The organism is Micromonospora radicis (assembly GCF_003583405.1).
GTDB lineage: Bacteria > Actinomycetota > Actinomycetes > Mycobacteriales > Micromonosporaceae > Micromonospora > Micromonospora radicis.
This window is the reverse complement of the sequence record NZ_QXEC01000007.1, coordinates 52,149-67,497: the sequence shown is the minus strand read 5'-3', so window position 1 is coordinate 67,497 and position 15,349 is coordinate 52,149. Positions and strand designations below refer to the sequence as shown.

The window sequence follows — 15,349 nt, the reverse complement described above, 5'->3', positions numbered from 1 at the left end:
CATGGCGCTCGGCCCCTCGAGCTGAGGAGCAGACGAGCCGTCGAGGCGCTGCCGGACACCACCATGGTCGGTGTCTCGGTGCCCGCTCACCGACCCAGGCGGCGGTCGACGGGGCCGATGATCCGGTCGACCAACTCCGGCACCCATTCGACGTACTCGACCTCGGCCCCACCGGCATGCCGGGCGTACAGGTAGCGGCCGGTGGGGCTGGTCGCCTCCGTTGTGGTGATCTCGCCGCCCGCGGCGGTCAGTCCGGCGACGACCGCGTCCAGATCGTCGACGATCACGGTGGCGGAGGCGTGCGCGTAGCGGGCCCGTTCCTCGGCTGGGCCGGCGATGACCAGGAAGTCGCCGATCGCGGCCAACTCGATTCCGTCGAACGCGAACCGCAACTCCGGCTCCGTGCCGACCAGGGTCCGCAGCGACGGCAGCGAGGCGTCGAGGTCGTCGACCCAGAGCCGGGCGTACGTCTTCAAGATGGTCATATCCACTCCGTTACGTTGGGATAGCCGACCAGACCGTAGGGCAGTGGCCGTCGGCTGCTCACCGCGACCCTGCGCCAGTTGGAGCGCAACGGGTAATCCGTCGGACGCCCCATCCCACCGTGCCACCACGCACCGAGTACCGGCTCACCCTCGCCGGTCGGGAACTCCACCACCCGGTCAACGGTCTCTGCCGGTGAAACCCGACGCCCCCTCGCCCCCGTTGATCATGAGGTTGACGGCGGATGTCGATCTCCTGAGTGCCGCCAACCTCATGATCAACGGGGCCGAGGGGGGTGGGTGGGGTGGGGTGGGTGGGGGGTTAGGGGCGGAGGGGGTAGGGGACGAAGGTGCTGCGGTTCTCGTCCACGTCCAGTTGGCGGCTGATGGGTGGGGCGGCTCGTTGGGGGCAGGTCATCCGTTCGCAGGTCTTGCAGCCGGGGCCGATGGGGGTGGCGGCCTCGGCGGCGTGCAGGTCCATGCCGGTGGAGTAGACCAGTCGGCCGGCGTGCCGGGTCTCGCAGCCCAGCCCGATCGCGTACACCTTGCCGGGCTGGCCGTAGCCGCCGTGGTGCCGGATGATCGTACGGGCGATCCACAGGTAGCGCTGCCCGTCGGGCATCGCGGCGACCTGGGTGACCACCCGACCCGGCGAGCTGAACGCCTCGTAGACGTTCCACAGTGGACATGTGCCGCCGGTGCGGGAGAACGGGAAGCCGGTGGCGGACTGGCGTTTCGACATGTTGCCGGCCCGGTCGACCCGGACGAACGAGAACGGCACGCCGCGCGCCCGGGGGCGTTGCAGGGTGCTGAGCCGGTGGCAGACCGTCTCCCAGCCGATCGCGTAGTGCTGGGTGAGCAGGTCGATGTCGTACCGGCGTTGCTCCGCGGCGGCCAGGAACTGTTCGTACGGCAGCAGCAGCGCCGCCGCGAAGTAGTTGGCCAGGCCCACCCGGGTCAGGATCTGGGTCTGTACGTCGTCGAACCGCTCCGACTCCACGATCTCGTCGATCACGTCGGCGAGCTCAAGCAACGCGATCTGGGCGGCCATCCGCATCGCCTCCTGCCCGGCCCGCAACGACGTGGACAGGTGCAGGGTGCGCGTCTGCGGTCGGTACCGGTGCAGCTCGCCACCGAGCGCCACGGCGTCCTCGCGCCGGATGCCCACCCCGTGGCGTTGCGCCAGCCGGTCGCGCAGCAGCCCGCGGACCTCCCCACGGCGCAGCCCCATCTGCGTGGCCAGCCGCTCCGCTGACTCGTCCAGCTCCGGTACGTAGTTCTGCCGCCGGTAGAAGAACTCGGTGACCTGGTCGTGCGGGCTGCGACCGACCCGTTCCCGGTCGCCGACCAGCTCGGCGAGCTGCTCGTCGGCCTGCTGGTAGCGGCGGTGCAGCTCGATGACGGCGGCGGCGACCTCGGGCAGCCGGGTGGCCAACTCGGTCAGCTCCGCCGCGCTGGCCCGGCCGGGCAGCGCCTCCCGCAGACCGGTGACCAGTCGTGGGGTGTCGTGCGCGGCGAACACCGACGGGTCGACGCCGAACAGCTCGGTGATGCGCAGCAGTACGGGCACCGTCAGCGGCCGGGTGTCGTGCTCGATCTGGTTGAGATAGCTCGGGGAGATGCTCAGGTGCCGGGCCAGCTCGGTCTGGCTGAGTGCCCGTTCCTCGCGCAGCCGACGCAGCCGGGCCCCGGCGAAGGTCTTGGTGATCGCCCCCACCTCCGTTCGCCACGTTTGGTCGGCACACATTAGCACCGCTGCGAATGGAGGCTTTAACAACTTGGCAAAAGGACCGTTCAGGTTTTCAAGAATTGGCTTCTTCCGTCTCTCGACCCGACCGGTGGGCCGTGTGACCGTGGGTTGCACACCGGCGGTCCGGCAGTGGCGCGCAGCTACCCCGGTGTGACCCGCGATTTGTGAAGGGACGAGAAACGATGCCTACCCCGGTCGAGCAGTTGCAGCAGGAATGGGACACCAACCCGCGTTGGCGGGGAGTGCGGCGCAGCTATGGCGCCGAGGACGTGGTGCGGTTGCGGGGCGCGATCCAGGAGGAGCACACCCTGGCCCGGCACGGGGCGAACCGGCTGTGGCGGCTGCTGAACACCGAGGACTACGTCCACGCCCTCGGTGCGCTCACCGGCAACCAGGCCGTGCAGATGGTCCGCGCCGGCCTGAAGGCGATCTACCTGTCCGGCTGGCAGGTCGCCGCCGACGCCAACCTCGCCGGGCACACCTACCCGGACCAGAGCCTCTACCCGGCCAACTCGGTGCCCGCGGTGGTCCGCCGGATCAACAACGCACTGCTGCGCGCCGCGCAGATCACCACCGCCGAGGGGGAGACCTCCGGGATCGACTGGCTGGCCCCGATCGTCGCCGACGCGGAGGCCGGCTTCGGCGGCGTGCTCAACGCGTACGAGCTGATGAGCGCCATGATCGCGGCCGGCGCCGCCGGGGTGCACTGGGAGGACCAGCTCGCCAGCGAGAAGAAGTGCGGTCACCTCGGCGGCAAGGTGCTGATCCCCACCGGCCAGCACATCCGCACCCTGGAGGCGGCGCGACTGGCCGCCGACGTGGCCGGCGTGCCGACCGTGGTCGTCGCCCGTACCGACGCCCAGGCGGCCACGCTGCTCACCACCGACGTGGACGAGCGGGACCGCCCGTTCGTCACCGGCGAGCGTACCGCCGAGGGCTTCTACCGGGTGCGCAACGGAATCGGGCCGTGCATCGCCCGGGGCCTGGCCTACGCCCCGCACTCCGACCTGCTCTGGATGGAGACCAGCACCCCCGACCTGGAGGTGGCCCGCCGCTTCGCCGAGGCGATCAAGGACGAGTACCCGGACCAGCTGCTGGCCTACAACTGCTCGCCGTCGTTCAACTGGCGCAAGCACCTCGACGACGCCACCATCGCCAAGTTCCAGCGGGAACTCGGCCACATGGGCTACAGGTTCCAGTTCATCACCCTGGCCGGCTTCCACGCCCTGAACTACTCGATGTTCGACCTGGCCCGAGGCTACGCCACCGAGGGGATGCCGGCCTACGTCTCGTTGCAGGAGCGGGAGTTCGCCGCCGAGACGGCCGGCTACACCGCGGTCAAGCACCAGCGGGAGGTGGGCACCGGCTACTTCGACCTGATCAGCACCGTGCTCAACCCCGCCGCCGAGACCACCGCGCTGCGCGGCTCCACCGAGGAGGAACAGTTCTCATGAGGTACGAGATCATCGGCCCGATGGTCGAACGCTTCGACGAGGTGCTCACCGCCGACGCGCTGGAGTTCCTGGTCACCCTGGACAGCGAGTTCGCCGCCCGCAGGGTGGCCCTGCTGGACACCCGCCGGGCCCGCCGGGACCGCTTCGCCACCGGCCAACTGCCCGACTTCCTGCCCGAGACCGTCGGCATCCGGGCCGACCCGACCTGGCGGGTGGCCCCGGCGGCGCCCGGGCTGGTGGACCGGCGGGTCGAGATCACCGGCCCGCCGGACCGCAAGATGACCGTCAACGCGCTGAACTCCGGCGCCAAGGTGTGGCTCGCCGACTTCGAGGACGCCACCGCACCCACCTGGCACAACGTCATCGGTGGACAACTCAACCTGATCGACGCCCTCGACCGGCGGATCGACTTCACCGACGCGCGCGGCAAGCGGTACGCCCTCGGCGAGGCCCTGGCCACCATCGTGGTCCGGCCGCGTGGTTGGCACCTGGTGGAGAAGGGAATCGTGGTGGACGGGCGGCCGATCTCGGCCAGCCTGGTCGACTTCGGCCTCTACCTGTTCCACTGTGCCCGCCGGCAGCTCGACGCCGGCTGCGGGCCGTACTTCTACCTGCCGAAGTTGGAGTGTCACCGCGAGGCGCGGCTGTGGAACGACATCTTCGTCTTCGCCCAGCACTACCTGCGGCTGCCGCAGGGCACCATCCGGGCGACCACCCTGATCGAGACGGTCACCGCGGCGTTCGAGATGGAGGAGATCCTCTACGAGCTGCGGGACCACTCCGCCGGGTTGAACGCCGGCCGGTGGGACTACATCTTCAGCATCATCAAGAACTTCGGGCAGTGGCCGGACTTCGTCCTGCCCGACCGGGCCGAGGTGACGATGACGGTGCCGTTCATGCGCGCGTACACCGAACTGCTGGTGCGGACCTGTCACCGGCGCGGCGCGCACGCGATCGGCGGCATGGCGGCCTTCGTGCCCAGCCGGGATCCGCAGGTCAACGAGGCCGCCCTGGCCCGGGTGCGCGCGGACAAGCAGCGGGAGGCCGGCGACGGCTTCGACGGCTCCTGGGTCGCCCACCCCGGCCTGGTGCCGACCTGCCGGGAGGTCTTCGACGCGGTGCTCGGCGAGCGGCCGAACCAGCTCGACCGGCGGCGCGACGAGGTCGAGGTGGCCGCTGCCGACCTGCTCTCGGTCGACAAGACACCGGGCCAGGTCACCGCGGCCGGCGTGCGGTCCAACATCGCGGTGGCGCTACGGTACGTCGACGCCTGGCTGGGCGGCACCGGCGCGGTGGCGTTGTGGAACCTGATGGAGGACGCCGCCACCGCCGAGATCGCCCGCTGCCAGGTGTGGCAGTGGTTGCACCACGGCACGCCGCTGGCCGGTGGCGGCGCCGTGACCGACGAACTGGTCCGGTCGCTGCTGGCCGAGGAGTTGGCCGCGCTGACCGAGGGCCGTGCCGGTGCCGACCGGGAGCGGGCCGCCCACGCCGCCCGCATCGTCGAGGAGACCGCCCTGGCCGAGGAACTGCCGGCGTTCTTCACCACCGCCGCCTACGCCCGCCACCTCGGCCCACGCCGCTGACGCGGCGTCCCCCCTTCCTGTTGATCATGAGGTTGGCGGCAGTTTGGAGATCGATATCTGCCGCCAACCTCATGATCGACGGCGCGGGGCGCGGGGCGCGGGGCGCGGGGGAGGGGGGAGGGGAGGGGAGGGGAGGGGGTCAGCCGTCGATTCGGGTGATGTTGCGGATCTTGTTGGAGGCGTCCAGCGCGGCCACCTTGTACGCCTCGGCCAGGGTCGGATAGTTGAACACGGTGTCGACCAGGTAGTCGACCGTGCCGCCGCAGCCCATCACCGTCTGCCCGATGTGGACGATCTCGGTGGCGCCGGTGCCGAAGACGTGTACGCCGAGCAGGCGCCCGTCGTCGGGGGAGACGAGCAACTTCAACATCCCGTACGAGTCACCGACGATCTGGCCGCGGGCCAACTCGCGGTAGCGGGCGATGCCCACCTCGAACGGGGTGGCACTGTCGGTCAGCTCCTGCTCGGTCTTCCCGACGAAGCTGATCTCCGGGATGGTGTAGATGCCGATCGGCTGCAACTCGTGCATGGCGCGGACCGGCTCGCCGCAGGCGTGCTGGGCGGCCAACCGGCCCTGTTCCATCGACGTGGAGGCCAGCGCCGGGAAGCCGATCACGTCGCCCACGGCGTAGATGTTCGCCACGCTGGTGCGGTAGTTCGCGTCGACCTGGATCCGCCCCCGCGTGTCGGCCGCCAACCCGGCCGCCGCCAGGGCCAGATCGTCGGTCTGACCCTGCCGGCCGGCGGAGTACATCACCGTGTCGGCGACGATCTTCTTGCCGCTCTTGAGGATGCACAGCGCCGCGGTCTGGTGCTTCTCCACCGCGGCCACCTCCTCGCCGAAGCGGAACGTCACCGACAGCTCCCGCAGGTGGTAGCGGAGCGCCTCGACGACCTCCTCGTCGCAGAAGTCGAGCATCTTGTCGCGGCGTTCGACCACCGTGACCTTCGTGCCGAGAGCCGCGAACATCGAGGCGTACTCCATGCCGATCACGCCGGCGCCGACCACCACCATGCTGCGCGGCACCGCCTGCAGGTTGATCAGTCCGTCGGAGTCCACGATCGTCCGGTCGTCGAAGTCGACGCTGTCCGGACGGGCCGGCCGGGTGCCGGCGGCGATGATGGCCTTGTCGAAGGTGACCCTGGACTCGTGTCCGGACTCGGCGTCGACCCAGACCGAGTGGTCGTCGGCGAACCGCCCCGTTCCGGTGATCAGCGCGACCCGGTTGCGGGTCAGCTGGTTGCGGATCACGTCGGTCTGCCGGTTGATCACGTGTTGGGTCCGGGCGGCCAGGTCGCCGACCGTGATCTCGTCCTTGACCCGGTAGCTGCTGCCGTAGAGGTCGCGTTGACTCAGACCGGTCAGGTAGAGCACCGCCTCGCGCAGCGTCTTGGACGGGACCGTGCCGGTGTTGATGCACACCCCGCCGATCATGTCGGGGCGCTCCACGAGACCCACCCGCCGGCCGAGCTTGGCGGCGGCGATCGCGGCCTTCTGGCCGCTGGGTCCGGACCCCAGCACCAACACGTCGTAGTCGTTCACGCTCTCAAGCGTCGCAAGATGTGCCGGCCTGCGCCATAGTCGGGCTACCCGGCAGTCGACCTTTTACCGTCCCGGAACAAACCTCGTGGCGTCATCGCGGGGCCGCGCTCTCGTCGTCCGGCCGGGCCGTCGACGGATGGTGGACGACGACGTCGGTGATCGCCCCATCGCCCATGATGACGACGCCGTTGCCGTGCGCGTTGCGGGGACCGGCGGTCGCCGTCGGTTCGTCGCCGCGCACCGCGGCCACGAAGTCGCGGACCAGGCCGCGGTCGGTGGCCAGCAGCTCGACGACCGGCAACCGCACCTCCTCGACGACGTACCGGTTGGTGAGGTCCATCCGCGAGCCGTCGCCCTGCTGCACGACGTGGGCTCCGGTCACGTCGCTCTGGTACGACGGCCGGAGCCGGATGGTGGCCCGCTGCTGTGCCGGGTCGGCCTCGGGGGCGAGCAGCGGAGCCAGCGTGGCCTGGAACCGAGCGAGCAGCACGCGGTCGTCGGGCCTGGCCAACAGTTGCGTGAGCGCCTCCCGGGGCCGCCCGTCGGTCAGCACCGGGTCCAGGGAACAGGACAACCGGCGTACGTGGTAGTGGTCGACCGAACGCAGGACGCAGTTGTCCGCCGTCGCCACGGCGGTGGAGTTCATCGCGTGCACGGTGTCGGCGGGAAAGAAGCGGCCCACTCCGGCCACTCTGACCCGGCCGTGTGCGGGCGCCGCCACCTCGGCGACCGGGCGCAGGTGGGGAGTGATCCGCAGTGGACGGTCGCCCGTGGTCCGGAAGGTGAGGGCAGGCGGCTCCGGCTGGTCGTCCGGACCATGGTGCCGGGGCGAGCGTACCTCGACCCGACGGGCAGCCATGGCCGCCACGATGCCCCGGTGAACGGCGTCCTCGACGGACGCGTCCCGGATCGGAGGTGGCGCGGGCGGGTCGGAGTGCTCGCGCGGCCTCCGGTCCCGTGGCGAGTCGAATCCCTCGAACCGCATCCATCGAGCGTCGCACACGTGCAACCCGATGGCCACCCTCCGTGTCCGTATCCGGACTCGGTCCGGGCGGGCCCGTCGGCGACGTGCGCCGGGCGCGGGCCCGTCGATTGACAGGCAAGCGGATGCTTGCCTATTGTTCGGCGGGTGGGCGACGTGTACCGGGCGCTGGCGGATCCCACCCGGCGCGCCATCCTCGACGAGCTGCAGGACCGCAGTGGCCAGACGTTGTTCGAGCTGTGTGTCCGGCTGACCGGCAGGGGGTTCACCTCGACCCGCCAGGCGATCTCACAGCACCTCGGGGTGCTGGCCGAGGCCGGTCTGGTGGTGATCCGACGCGAGGGCCGATACATGTTCATCGACCTCGACACGTCCCCGCTCCAGCAGATCTATCAGAGATGGCGGGTGACACCATGCGAATCGGACACATGAGCATCTTCGTCGACGACCAGCGCAAGGCGCTGGCGTTCTACACCGACGTGCTCGGCTTCATCAAGAAGACCGAGGTGCCGCTGGGCGAACACAGTTGGCTGACCGTGGTGTCCCCGGACGACCCGGACGGCGTGGAACTCGTGCTGGAGCCGGACCAGCATCCGGCGGCGGGCGCCTTCAAGAAGGCACTGGTCGCGGACGGGATCCCGGTCACCATGTTCGGGGTGCCGGACGTGGCCGCCGAGTGTGAACGACTCAAGGGGCTCGGCGTGACCTTCACCCAGGAGCCGCTGACCATGGGCGGCATGACGACGGCGGTCTTCGACGACACCTGCGGCAACCTGATCCAGATCGTGGCGCCCGGGGCGTAGTCGGTGACGCCCAGCCGTCCGGTTGGGGGCCACGTTGGCCTTTCGGCCAACTCCCGCGACCGAGCGCAGCCCTGATAGGTTAGCCTTACCTAACAGGAGGTGCTCATGGGGTTCGCCGCAGAGGTGCGCGAGTTGACCAGGGCGGACCATCGGGCCGCGCAGCATGTGGCGTACTTCGACGCGCTGCTCTCTGGGCAGCTCGACCGGGCCGGGTACGCCGCCCTGCTCGAACAGCTGCAGGTCGTCTACCAGACCCTGGAGGAGGCGGCCGAGGCGATGCGGGAGGACCCGGTGGCCGGTCCCTTCGTCGTCGACGAACTGCGTCGGCTGCCCCGCATCGCCGAGGACCTGTCCTTCCTGCGCGGGCCGGACTGGGCGGCCCGGATCACGCCCGGCCCGGCCACCCGGCAGTACCAGCAACGCCTGCGGGAGGTCGCCTTCACCTGGCCGGCGGGCTTCGTCGCCCACCACTACACGCGCTACCTGGGCGACCTCTCCGGTGGCCAGGTGATGGCCCGGGCGCTGCGCCGCACGTTCGGCTTCGACACCGACGGCGTCCGGTTCTTCCTCTTCCCCGGGCTGGACCCGCGTACCTTCAAGCAGTACTACCGGCAGCTACTCGACACCGTGCCCTGGGACGCCGTCGAGCGGCAGCGTTTCCTGGACGAGGTGTCGTGGGCGTACCGGCTGAACACCGCCATGCTCGACGAACTGGGCCGCGCCGTGGCCCCGGGGAAGGCGGCATGAGCGGCCACGCCCCGTTCCCGCCCGAGGTGATCGCGGCCGTACTGCGGCACATGAACACCGACCACGCCGACGACTGCCGGGTGATCTGCCAGGGCCTCGGCGGCCAGCCGACGGCCACCGCGGCGATCATGTCCGGGATGGACGCCGACGCGATGGAGTTCGTCGCCACCGTGCACGGCGACCCGGTCGCCGTGCGGGTGCCGTTCTCCAGCCGGCTCACCGAACGCCGCCAGATCCGCGCCGAGGCGGCCCGGATGTACCGGGAGGCCTGCGCGGCGCTGGGCCAACCGCCGCGCCCCGACGCCAGCTGAACCGCACGCGAGCCCGGGGCCGGGGCCAGTGGAACGAGGTCATGATCTAGGTGAGGTACCGACGACGCCAAGCAGTCCGTTCGGCGACGCGCCTGGACCTCCTCGAACGCGAGGTACCGGCCCGGCATCATCAGGGCAAAACGTCGCCCCGATCAGCTCGACAACATCCCGGCCCTGGCTGTTCAGGCTCCGCTGGGCTGAACGGTCTTACCACCGCGTCCCACCGACGCCGGAGTGGTCCGACGGCTGCCGGGTCGAGCAGTCACCCGCCACCGGCGTACGCGATGAAGGCCCCCACCCGGTGGGTCGTCAGCCGGGCGGGCGTACCGGCACCACCAGCGGGACGCCGGTGCGTGGATGCGGCAGCACCTCGATCTCGTGCTGGTAGACGGCGCTGAGCCGGTCGGCGGTCAGCACCTCGGTCGGCGGGCCGTCGGCGACGAGCCGGCCGCCGGCCAGCAACGCGATCCGGTCCGCGTACGCGGCGGCCAGACCCAGGTCGTGCAGTACGACCACGACGGTGCCGCCCTGCCGGGTGCGTTCCCGGGCCAGCGTGAGCACCAGCTCCTGGTGGTGCAGGTCCAGCGCGGCGGTCGGCTCGTCCAGCAGCAGCATCGGGGTGCGTTGGGCGAGGACCCGGGCCAGTGCGGCGCGGGCCTGCTCGCCGCCGGAGAGCGCGGAGAAGACCCGGCCGGTGAAGGGCCGCATCCCGGTCAGCCGTAGCGCCTCGTCGACCGCGTCGTCGTCCTCGGCGGCGTGCCGGGTGCCGGCCCACGGGGCACGCCCCATCGCGACCACCTCGCCGACGGTGAACGGGAACGACATGGTGGTGCGCTGCGGCAGCACGGCACGCAGCCGTCCCAGCTCGACCGGAGCCCAGCGGGCCAGCGGCCGACCGGCGAACTCGATGTCGCCGTCGGCGGGTGGCAGATCGCCGCAGATGGCGCCGAGCAGGGTGCTCTTGCCGGCGCCGTTCGGCCCGACCAGCGCCAGCAGTTCGCCCGCCGCGACGCTGAACGTCACGTCGGAGAGGATCGGGCGGTCGCCCCGGTGCACCCCGAGCCGGTCGACGCGCAGCCTGGCCTCGACCGGGCCGACCTGCGGCAACGTGCGGGTCCGTCTCATCCCCAACCTCCGGCCCGGGCCCGGGTACGCCGCAGCAGCCAGAAGAAGCACGGCCCGCCGACCACTGCGGTCAGTACGCCGAGCGGCAGTTCCTGGTAGTCGACCAGGGTCCGGGCGGCCAGGTCACCGGCGACCACCACGATGGCCCCGCCCAGCGCGCTCGCCGGCAGCAGCAGCCGGTGGCCCGGGCCGGCGACCATCCGGACCAGGTGCGGCACCACCAGCCCGACGAACGAGATCACGCCGGTGAAGGCCACCGCCGCCGCGCCGAGCAGCGCGGTCACCACGATCATCCGCAGCCGGAGCCGTTCGACGCGGACGCCCAGGTGCCCCGCGGACCGGTCGCCGAGGGCGAGCAGGTCGAGGCGGCGCGCGGTGGCGACGGCGATCCCGACGCCGACCGCCGCGCACGGCGCGGTGATGCCCACCGCCGCCCAGTTCGCCTGTGCCAGGCTGCCGAGCTGCCAGAACGCGATGGCCCGGACCGCGTCCGTGTCACCGAAGAACATCAGCAGACCGATCAGCGCGCCGGCCACCGCGTTCACCGCGATGCCGGTCAGCACCAGGGTGACCACCTCGGTACGTCCTCCGGCGCGCGACATCGAGTAGACCAGGCCGGTGGCGGCGAGGCCGCCGAGGAACGCCCCGGCGGCCACGGTCCAGCCGCCGAGCGCGGCGGCTCCGGTGACGATGACCGACGCCGCGCCGACGGCGGCACCGGCGGAGACCCCGATGACGCCCGGCTCGGCCAGCGGATTGCCGAAGACGCCCTGCATCAGTGCGCCCGCGCAGCCGAGCGCCGCCCCGACGACCACGGCGAGCACGACCCGGGGGAAGCGCACCACCCACAGTGCGCTCTCCCCGTGCGGGGCACTGGGCAGGGGCCCGACGTCGAGGCCGACCCGGTGCAGGATCGAGCCGAGGACCTCGGCCGGTGGCACCCGGACCTGCCCGGTGCCGGCCGCCACGAGGCAGAGCAGAACGAGGGTGACGCCCAGCCCGACGAGCAGCGCCGTCCGTCTCATCCGCACGATCGGTATACCGCCTCGGCGAGGGCCTGGATGGCGCGGCCGGTCCGGGCACCGAAGGTGAGCAGCAGGCCGTCGTCCATGTCCACGATCCGGCGGTGCCGGCCCGCCGGGGTCTGACCGACGCCGGGCAGGGCGAGCAGGCCGTCGACGCCGTCGACCGACGCCAGACCCTCGGTCATCACCAGGATGACGTCCGGTGCCGCGTTGATCAGACCTTCGCTGGTCAGCGGCCGGAACCGGGACAGCCCGAGCTCCGTACCGGCGTCGGTCGCCCCGATGGCCCGGATCATCTCGTCGGAGCCGGCGCCCCTGCCGCCGATCAGGTAGACCCCGGCGGTGCCGCGCACGTACAGGAACGCCACGCGCGGTGGGGCGGTCCCCGCGGGGGCGGTCCGGCGGGCCGCGGCGAGCTCGGCGTCGACCCGGGCCACCAGCCGTTCGCCGGCCTCGGGCACACCGAGCGCCGCCGCGATGGCCCGGATGTTGCGGGGGATGGCGGCGAGGCTCTGCTCGTCGTCGACCAGTACCACCGGGATGCCGGCGCGACGCAGTTGGGCGAGGACCTCGGGCGGGCCGATGCTCTCGTCGGCGATGACCACGCTCGGGTTCAGCCGCAGGATCGCCTCGGCGGACAGGTCGTGCCCGGCCGGGGTGACCACCGGCAGGCCGCTGGCGGCGGAGAAGGTGGTGGAGGTGTCACGCCCGATCACCCGGTCACCGAGGCCGAGGCTGAACACGATCTCGGCGATCGAGCCGTAGAGGTTGACCGGCAGGATGCGGCTGGCGTCGGTGACCGTGACGCTGCTGCCGTCGGCCGAGGTGACCGTGGCCGGCAGCGCGCTGCCGGGATCGGCGCCGATCGGTGCGACGTCGGTGTCGGTGACCACGGCGGTGGCCGGTCCGCAGCCGGCCGGCGACACCGTGGCCGGCGCCGCGGCGGCGCAGCCGGTGAGGCCGAGCAGCGCGGGCAACGCCAGCAGCGCGGGTAGCAGGCGCCTCATCGGGGGGCCCGTCGCCGCCGTCGGGCGCGCAGCGCCACGAGCAGGACCAGCAGTACGGCGAGGCCGGTGAGGACGGCGGTGAACCAGCGGCCGGCCGGGCCGCTGTCGCTGACCTGGATGGTGTGTACCTGCTCGCCGGTGTCGGCGGTCCCGTCCGCTGCGGTCCCGTCGTCCGTGCCGGTCCCGGCGCCGGCCGGGTCGACGGTCGTGGCCGGGTTGCCGGCCGACGCGGGCGTACCGGTCGGTCCGGTGCCGGTGGTCGGTGCGGTACCGGTGGTCGGTGCGGCGGCGGTCCTGGCCGCGGTGGCCGGTGCCGCGGTGGTGGCGCGGGGGCTCGGGCCGGAGGTCGCGGTGGCGAAGGTGACCGGCACCCGTACGTCCTGCGAGCGGTCCGAGCTGCGGGTGTGGTCGTTGCGGCTGGCGACCACGCACCGGCGGGCGGTGCAGTCCACGTCGCCGATGCGTGCGGTGATCTGGATCTGGACGCTGAACGATCCGCCGGAGCCGTACGGGACGGCCAGTCCCTCGCCGTAGGCGGGTGGGTTGGACGAAATCCAGTGTGAGGCTCCGGTGGCGCCGCTGGTGTCGATGCCGCCGCCGCAGGGGGAGGGTGCCGTGTCGGGGCCGTTGTCCACGCAGTACGCGACGTAGACGCCCTTGCTGGTGTCGTAGCCGGATCCGGTGACGGTGACGGTGGCACCCCCGAGGGGGATTCCGCTCGTCCTGGTGACGGTGAGCCGTTGGCCGTCGGGGCCCTTGCCGACCGTGTCCGCGTAGGCGGGGTTGGCCGTGAGGGTGCCGAGGGCCAGCAGCATCGCACTGACCAGGGCAGCGGCGAGGCGGGCAGGCATGAGCGACCTCCGGAAGATTGGTTAGGCTAACCTAAGTAGATCTTGACGGTCGCGCAAGAGGGTGTTCGGAGGATTCTCGCCAAGATTAGGTGAGCCTAACCTAATCTCGCCCTCCCCCTTCTGAGAGGAACACACATGTCCGTACCCAGACCCGGCGGTATCCGCCGACGGTCGTACCGGTGGGCGTCGGCGGCCCTGCTCGGCGCCGCCGCGTCACTGGCCGTGGTGAATCCCGCGGCCGCGGCGCCCGTCGACGTCACCGGGGGGAGCCTCGACTGGGGCTTCAAGAGTTCGTTCCGCGCGTACGTCTCGACCGGCAACGGCAACCCGCCGATCGCGGTCGGCGACGGCGCCACCCGAAACGCCGACGGCACCTTCAGGTTCCCGGCCACCGGCGGCACGTACGACAGCGCCACCGGCGCGACCACTGTGAACTACGGCGGCACCGTCGTGTTCTCCTACCCGGCGCACTTCTTCACCATCACCCTGACCAACCCCACCGTGGTGGTGGACGGTGCCGGCGGCTCCCTGCTCGCCGACGTCGACCTCCAGGTCAGCGGCGGCGGTTTCGAACCGGTGCAGATCGAGCAGGCCGCCATCGCCACCCTCGGCACCGGCGCGACCAGCCCGACCGTCGCCGGTGAGACGGTGAGCTGGAGCAACCTCACCACCACGCTCACCGAGACCGGAGCGGCGGCGTTCGCCGGCTTCTTCACCGCCGGTACGGCGCTGGACCCGGCGTCGGTCACCTTCACCACCGCGAGCGGGGGTGGCACCCCCGCCACCCCGACGGTGACGGTGAACCCGTCCGCCGCCCTCGACACCGAGGGTGCCACCGTCACCGTCACCGGCTCCGGATTCGACCCGGACGCCAACGGCGGTGTCGGCGTCTACGTCGCCTTCGGACCGAAGGGCGACAACCACTGGACGAACTCCCGCCCGTACAAGCCGGTCAAGTGGGTGCACAAGAACGCCTCGTCGTCCGCCGCGCAGGTCAAGCTCGACGCCGACGGCAGCTTCAGCACCACGTTGGACCTGGTGCCGAGCTACATTGACGGCAACGGCGACCCGGTCGACTGCACGGTGACCCAGTGCTACGTGTTGACCTTCGCCGCGCACGCCTCCAGCGACCGCAGCCAGGACACCTTCACCCCGATCACCTTCGGCGGCGGTACGGGTGCTCCGAGCGGAGCCGAGCAGGAGATCACCGCCCAGGTGCTCCAGTCCGGCCCGTTGACGCTGACCTCGGCCGGCAACGCCGTGGCGTTGTCCGCCGTACACCCGGGTGCCGTCGCCGGTGGCGCGCTCAACGCGGTGACGGTCAACGACCTGCGGGGCACCAACGCCGGCTGGAACGTGGTCGGCCAGGTGGAGGACTTCACCAGCGCGCTCGGCGGCGTCATCGCCGCCGACAACCTCGGCTGGGCGCCGAGCGCGTCGGTGCTCCCCGACGACCTGGTGGGTACGCCCGGAGTGGTCACGCCGGGCGGGCGGGCCAACCCGGGTGACGGTCTGGGCAGCGCACGAACCCTGTGCGCCGCCGCTGCCGGCGCCAGCGCCGGCAGCTTCCGGTGCGCCGCCGACCTGGACCTCGGGGTCCCGGCCGCGACCGCGCCGGGGGACTACGCCGCCACCCTCACCCTGACCCTGTCCTGACGCGTGGAAGGGCATCTTGTTGTGCGC

Annotated in this window: 16 protein-coding genes; 8 read left to right on the top strand and 8 right to left on the bottom strand. The window is 71.6% G+C overall.

All coding sequences use genetic code 11. From position 1 onward, the window contains the following. Window positions 1–86: 86 nt before the first annotated feature. Window positions 87–485 (bottom strand): VOC family protein, encoded by a 399-nt coding sequence (locus D2L64_RS09680; RefSeq protein ID WP_119574569.1) that lies wholly within the window; start codon window positions 483–485, stop codon window positions 87–89. A gap of 20 nt (window positions 486–505) precedes the next feature. On the opposite strand from D2L64_RS09680, the gene D2L64_RS28475 reads away from it, so the two are divergent. Further along, complete coding sequence (locus D2L64_RS28475; RefSeq protein ID WP_119574779.1) at window positions 506–682, top strand: winged helix-turn-helix transcriptional regulator; 177 nt, start codon at window positions 506–508, stop codon at window positions 680–682. 122 nt (window positions 683–804) lie between these two features. Here the strand turns inward: D2L64_RS28475 and D2L64_RS09670 are convergent, their stop codons facing one another. Then, window positions 805–2,199, bottom strand: coding sequence for a short-chain fatty acyl-CoA regulator family protein (locus D2L64_RS09670; RefSeq protein WP_199714481.1), 1,395 nt, complete (start codon window positions 2,197–2,199; stop codon window positions 805–807). A gap of 215 nt (window positions 2,200–2,414) precedes the next feature. Here D2L64_RS09670 and aceA point away from each other — a divergent pair, with 215 nt between their 5' ends. Continuing rightward, complete coding sequence (gene aceA / locus D2L64_RS09665) at window positions 2,415–3,686, top strand: isocitrate lyase (RefSeq protein ID WP_119574565.1); 1,272 nt, start codon at window positions 2,415–2,417, stop codon at window positions 3,684–3,686. Continuing rightward, the gene (aceB, locus tag D2L64_RS09660) at window positions 3,683–5,272 is read left to right on the top strand and encodes a malate synthase A (RefSeq protein WP_119574563.1); all 1,590 of its coding nucleotides are present in this window, start codon (window positions 3,683–3,685) and stop codon (window positions 5,270–5,272) included. Before aceA ends, aceB begins: the two co-directional genes overlap by 4 nt. A 139-nt stretch (window positions 5,273–5,411) precedes the next feature. Here the strand turns inward: aceB and sthA are convergent, their stop codons facing one another. Both sthA and D2L64_RS09650 read right to left on the bottom strand, forming a co-directional pair. Beyond that, a complete protein-coding gene (sthA, locus tag D2L64_RS09655; RefSeq protein WP_119574561.1) occupies window positions 5,412–6,815 on the bottom strand; it encodes a Si-specific NAD(P)(+) transhydrogenase in 1,404 nt (467 codons plus the stop codon). A gap of 91 nt (window positions 6,816–6,906) precedes the next feature. After that, on the bottom strand, window positions 6,907–7,800 hold the full coding sequence (locus D2L64_RS09650) for a hypothetical protein (RefSeq protein ID WP_119574559.1): 894 nt from the start codon (window positions 7,798–7,800) through the stop codon (window positions 6,907–6,909). A gap of 144 nt (window positions 7,801–7,944) precedes the next feature. On the opposite strand from D2L64_RS09650, the gene D2L64_RS09645 reads away from it, so the two are divergent. The 4 genes from D2L64_RS09645 to D2L64_RS09630 all read left to right on the top strand — a co-directional run bounded on the left by D2L64_RS09645 (window position 7,945) and on the right by D2L64_RS09630 (window position 9,658). Then, on the top strand, window positions 7,945–8,229 hold the full coding sequence (locus D2L64_RS09645) for an ArsR/SmtB family transcription factor (RefSeq protein ID WP_233558879.1): 285 nt from the start codon (window positions 7,945–7,947) through the stop codon (window positions 8,227–8,229). Further along, window positions 8,211–8,600: a VOC family protein gene (locus D2L64_RS09640; RefSeq protein ID WP_119574775.1), complete on the top strand. Its 390-nt coding sequence runs from the start codon at window positions 8,211–8,213 to the stop codon at window positions 8,598–8,600. Before D2L64_RS09645 ends, D2L64_RS09640 begins: the two co-directional genes overlap by 19 nt. A gap of 105 nt (window positions 8,601–8,705) precedes the next feature. Then, the gene (locus D2L64_RS09635) at window positions 8,706–9,347 is read left to right on the top strand and encodes a biliverdin-producing heme oxygenase (protein ID WP_119574557.1); all 642 of its coding nucleotides are present in this window, start codon (window positions 8,706–8,708) and stop codon (window positions 9,345–9,347) included. Then, window positions 9,344–9,658: a DUF2470 domain-containing protein gene (locus tag D2L64_RS09630; RefSeq protein ID WP_119574555.1), complete on the top strand. Its 315-nt coding sequence runs from the start codon at window positions 9,344–9,346 to the stop codon at window positions 9,656–9,658. The genes D2L64_RS09635 and D2L64_RS09630 overlap by 4 nt, the downstream gene beginning before the upstream one ends. A gap of 309 nt (window positions 9,659–9,967) precedes the next feature. Here D2L64_RS09630 and D2L64_RS09625 read toward each other — a convergent pair whose 3' ends face one another. From D2L64_RS09625 to D2L64_RS09610, 4 genes are read right to left on the bottom strand one after another with little or no spacing between them, the layout of a single operon-like run. Beyond that, complete coding sequence (locus D2L64_RS09625; RefSeq protein WP_119574553.1) at window positions 9,968–10,783, bottom strand: heme ABC transporter ATP-binding protein; 816 nt, start codon at window positions 10,781–10,783, stop codon at window positions 9,968–9,970. Continuing rightward, window positions 10,780–11,808: a FecCD family ABC transporter permease gene (locus D2L64_RS09620; protein WP_119574551.1), complete on the bottom strand. Its 1,029-nt coding sequence runs from the start codon at window positions 11,806–11,808 to the stop codon at window positions 10,780–10,782. The genes D2L64_RS09625 and D2L64_RS09620 overlap by 4 nt, the downstream gene beginning before the upstream one ends. Continuing rightward, window positions 11,805–12,815 carry a heme/hemin ABC transporter substrate-binding protein gene (locus tag D2L64_RS09615; RefSeq protein ID WP_119574549.1) on the bottom strand — a complete coding sequence of 337 codons (1,011 nt, stop codon included), beginning with the start codon at window positions 12,813–12,815 and terminating at the stop codon, window positions 11,805–11,807. The genes D2L64_RS09620 and D2L64_RS09615 overlap by 4 nt, the downstream gene beginning before the upstream one ends. After that, window positions 12,812–13,666, bottom strand: a complete 855-nt coding sequence (locus D2L64_RS09610; RefSeq protein ID WP_119574547.1) for a hypothetical protein — start codon at window positions 13,664–13,666, stop codon at window positions 12,812–12,814. The genes D2L64_RS09615 and D2L64_RS09610 overlap by 4 nt, the downstream gene beginning before the upstream one ends. A 135-nt stretch (window positions 13,667–13,801) precedes the next feature. Between D2L64_RS09610 and D2L64_RS09605 the strand changes: the two genes are divergently transcribed. Beyond that, window positions 13,802–15,322, top strand: coding sequence for an HtaA domain-containing protein (locus tag D2L64_RS09605; protein WP_119574545.1), 1,521 nt, complete (start codon window positions 13,802–13,804; stop codon window positions 15,320–15,322). Window positions 15,323–15,349: the final 27 nt, after the last annotated feature.

Bases quoted from the DNA above. Each gene is read 5' to 3' on its own strand.
- D2L64_RS09680 (WP_119574569.1), bottom strand. From the start codon at position 485: ATGACCATCTTGAAGACGTACGCCCGGCTCTGGGTCGACGACCTCGAC.
- D2L64_RS09640 (WP_119574775.1), top strand. From the start codon at position 8,211: ATGCGAATCGGACACATGAGCATCTTCGTCGACGACCAGCGCAAGGCG.
- D2L64_RS09620 (WP_119574551.1), bottom strand. From the start codon at position 11,808: ATGAGACGGACGGCGCTGCTCGTCGGGCTGGGCGTCACCCTCGTTCTG.
- D2L64_RS09635 (WP_119574557.1), top strand. From the start codon at position 8,706: ATGGGGTTCGCCGCAGAGGTGCGCGAGTTGACCAGGGCGGACCATCGG.
- D2L64_RS09650 (WP_119574559.1), bottom strand. From the start codon at position 7,800: ATGCGGTTCGAGGGATTCGACTCGCCACGGGACCGGAGGCCGCGCGAG.
- D2L64_RS09630 (WP_119574555.1), top strand. From the start codon at position 9,344: ATGAGCGGCCACGCCCCGTTCCCGCCCGAGGTGATCGCGGCCGTACTG.
- aceB (WP_119574563.1), top strand. From the start codon at position 3,683: ATGAGGTACGAGATCATCGGCCCGATGGTCGAACGCTTCGACGAGGTG.
- D2L64_RS09610 (WP_119574547.1), bottom strand. From the start codon at position 13,666: ATGCCTGCCCGCCTCGCCGCTGCCCTGGTCAGTGCGATGCTGCTGGCC.
- D2L64_RS09625 (WP_119574553.1), bottom strand. From the start codon at position 10,783: ATGAGACGGACCCGCACGTTGCCGCAGGTCGGCCCGGTCGAGGCCAGG.
- aceA (WP_119574565.1), top strand. From the start codon at position 2,415: ATGCCTACCCCGGTCGAGCAGTTGCAGCAGGAATGGGACACCAACCCG.
- D2L64_RS09615 (WP_119574549.1), bottom strand. From the start codon at position 12,815: ATGAGGCGCCTGCTACCCGCGCTGCTGGCGTTGCCCGCGCTGCTCGGC.
- D2L64_RS09605 (WP_119574545.1), top strand. From the start codon at position 13,802: ATGTCCGTACCCAGACCCGGCGGTATCCGCCGACGGTCGTACCGGTGG.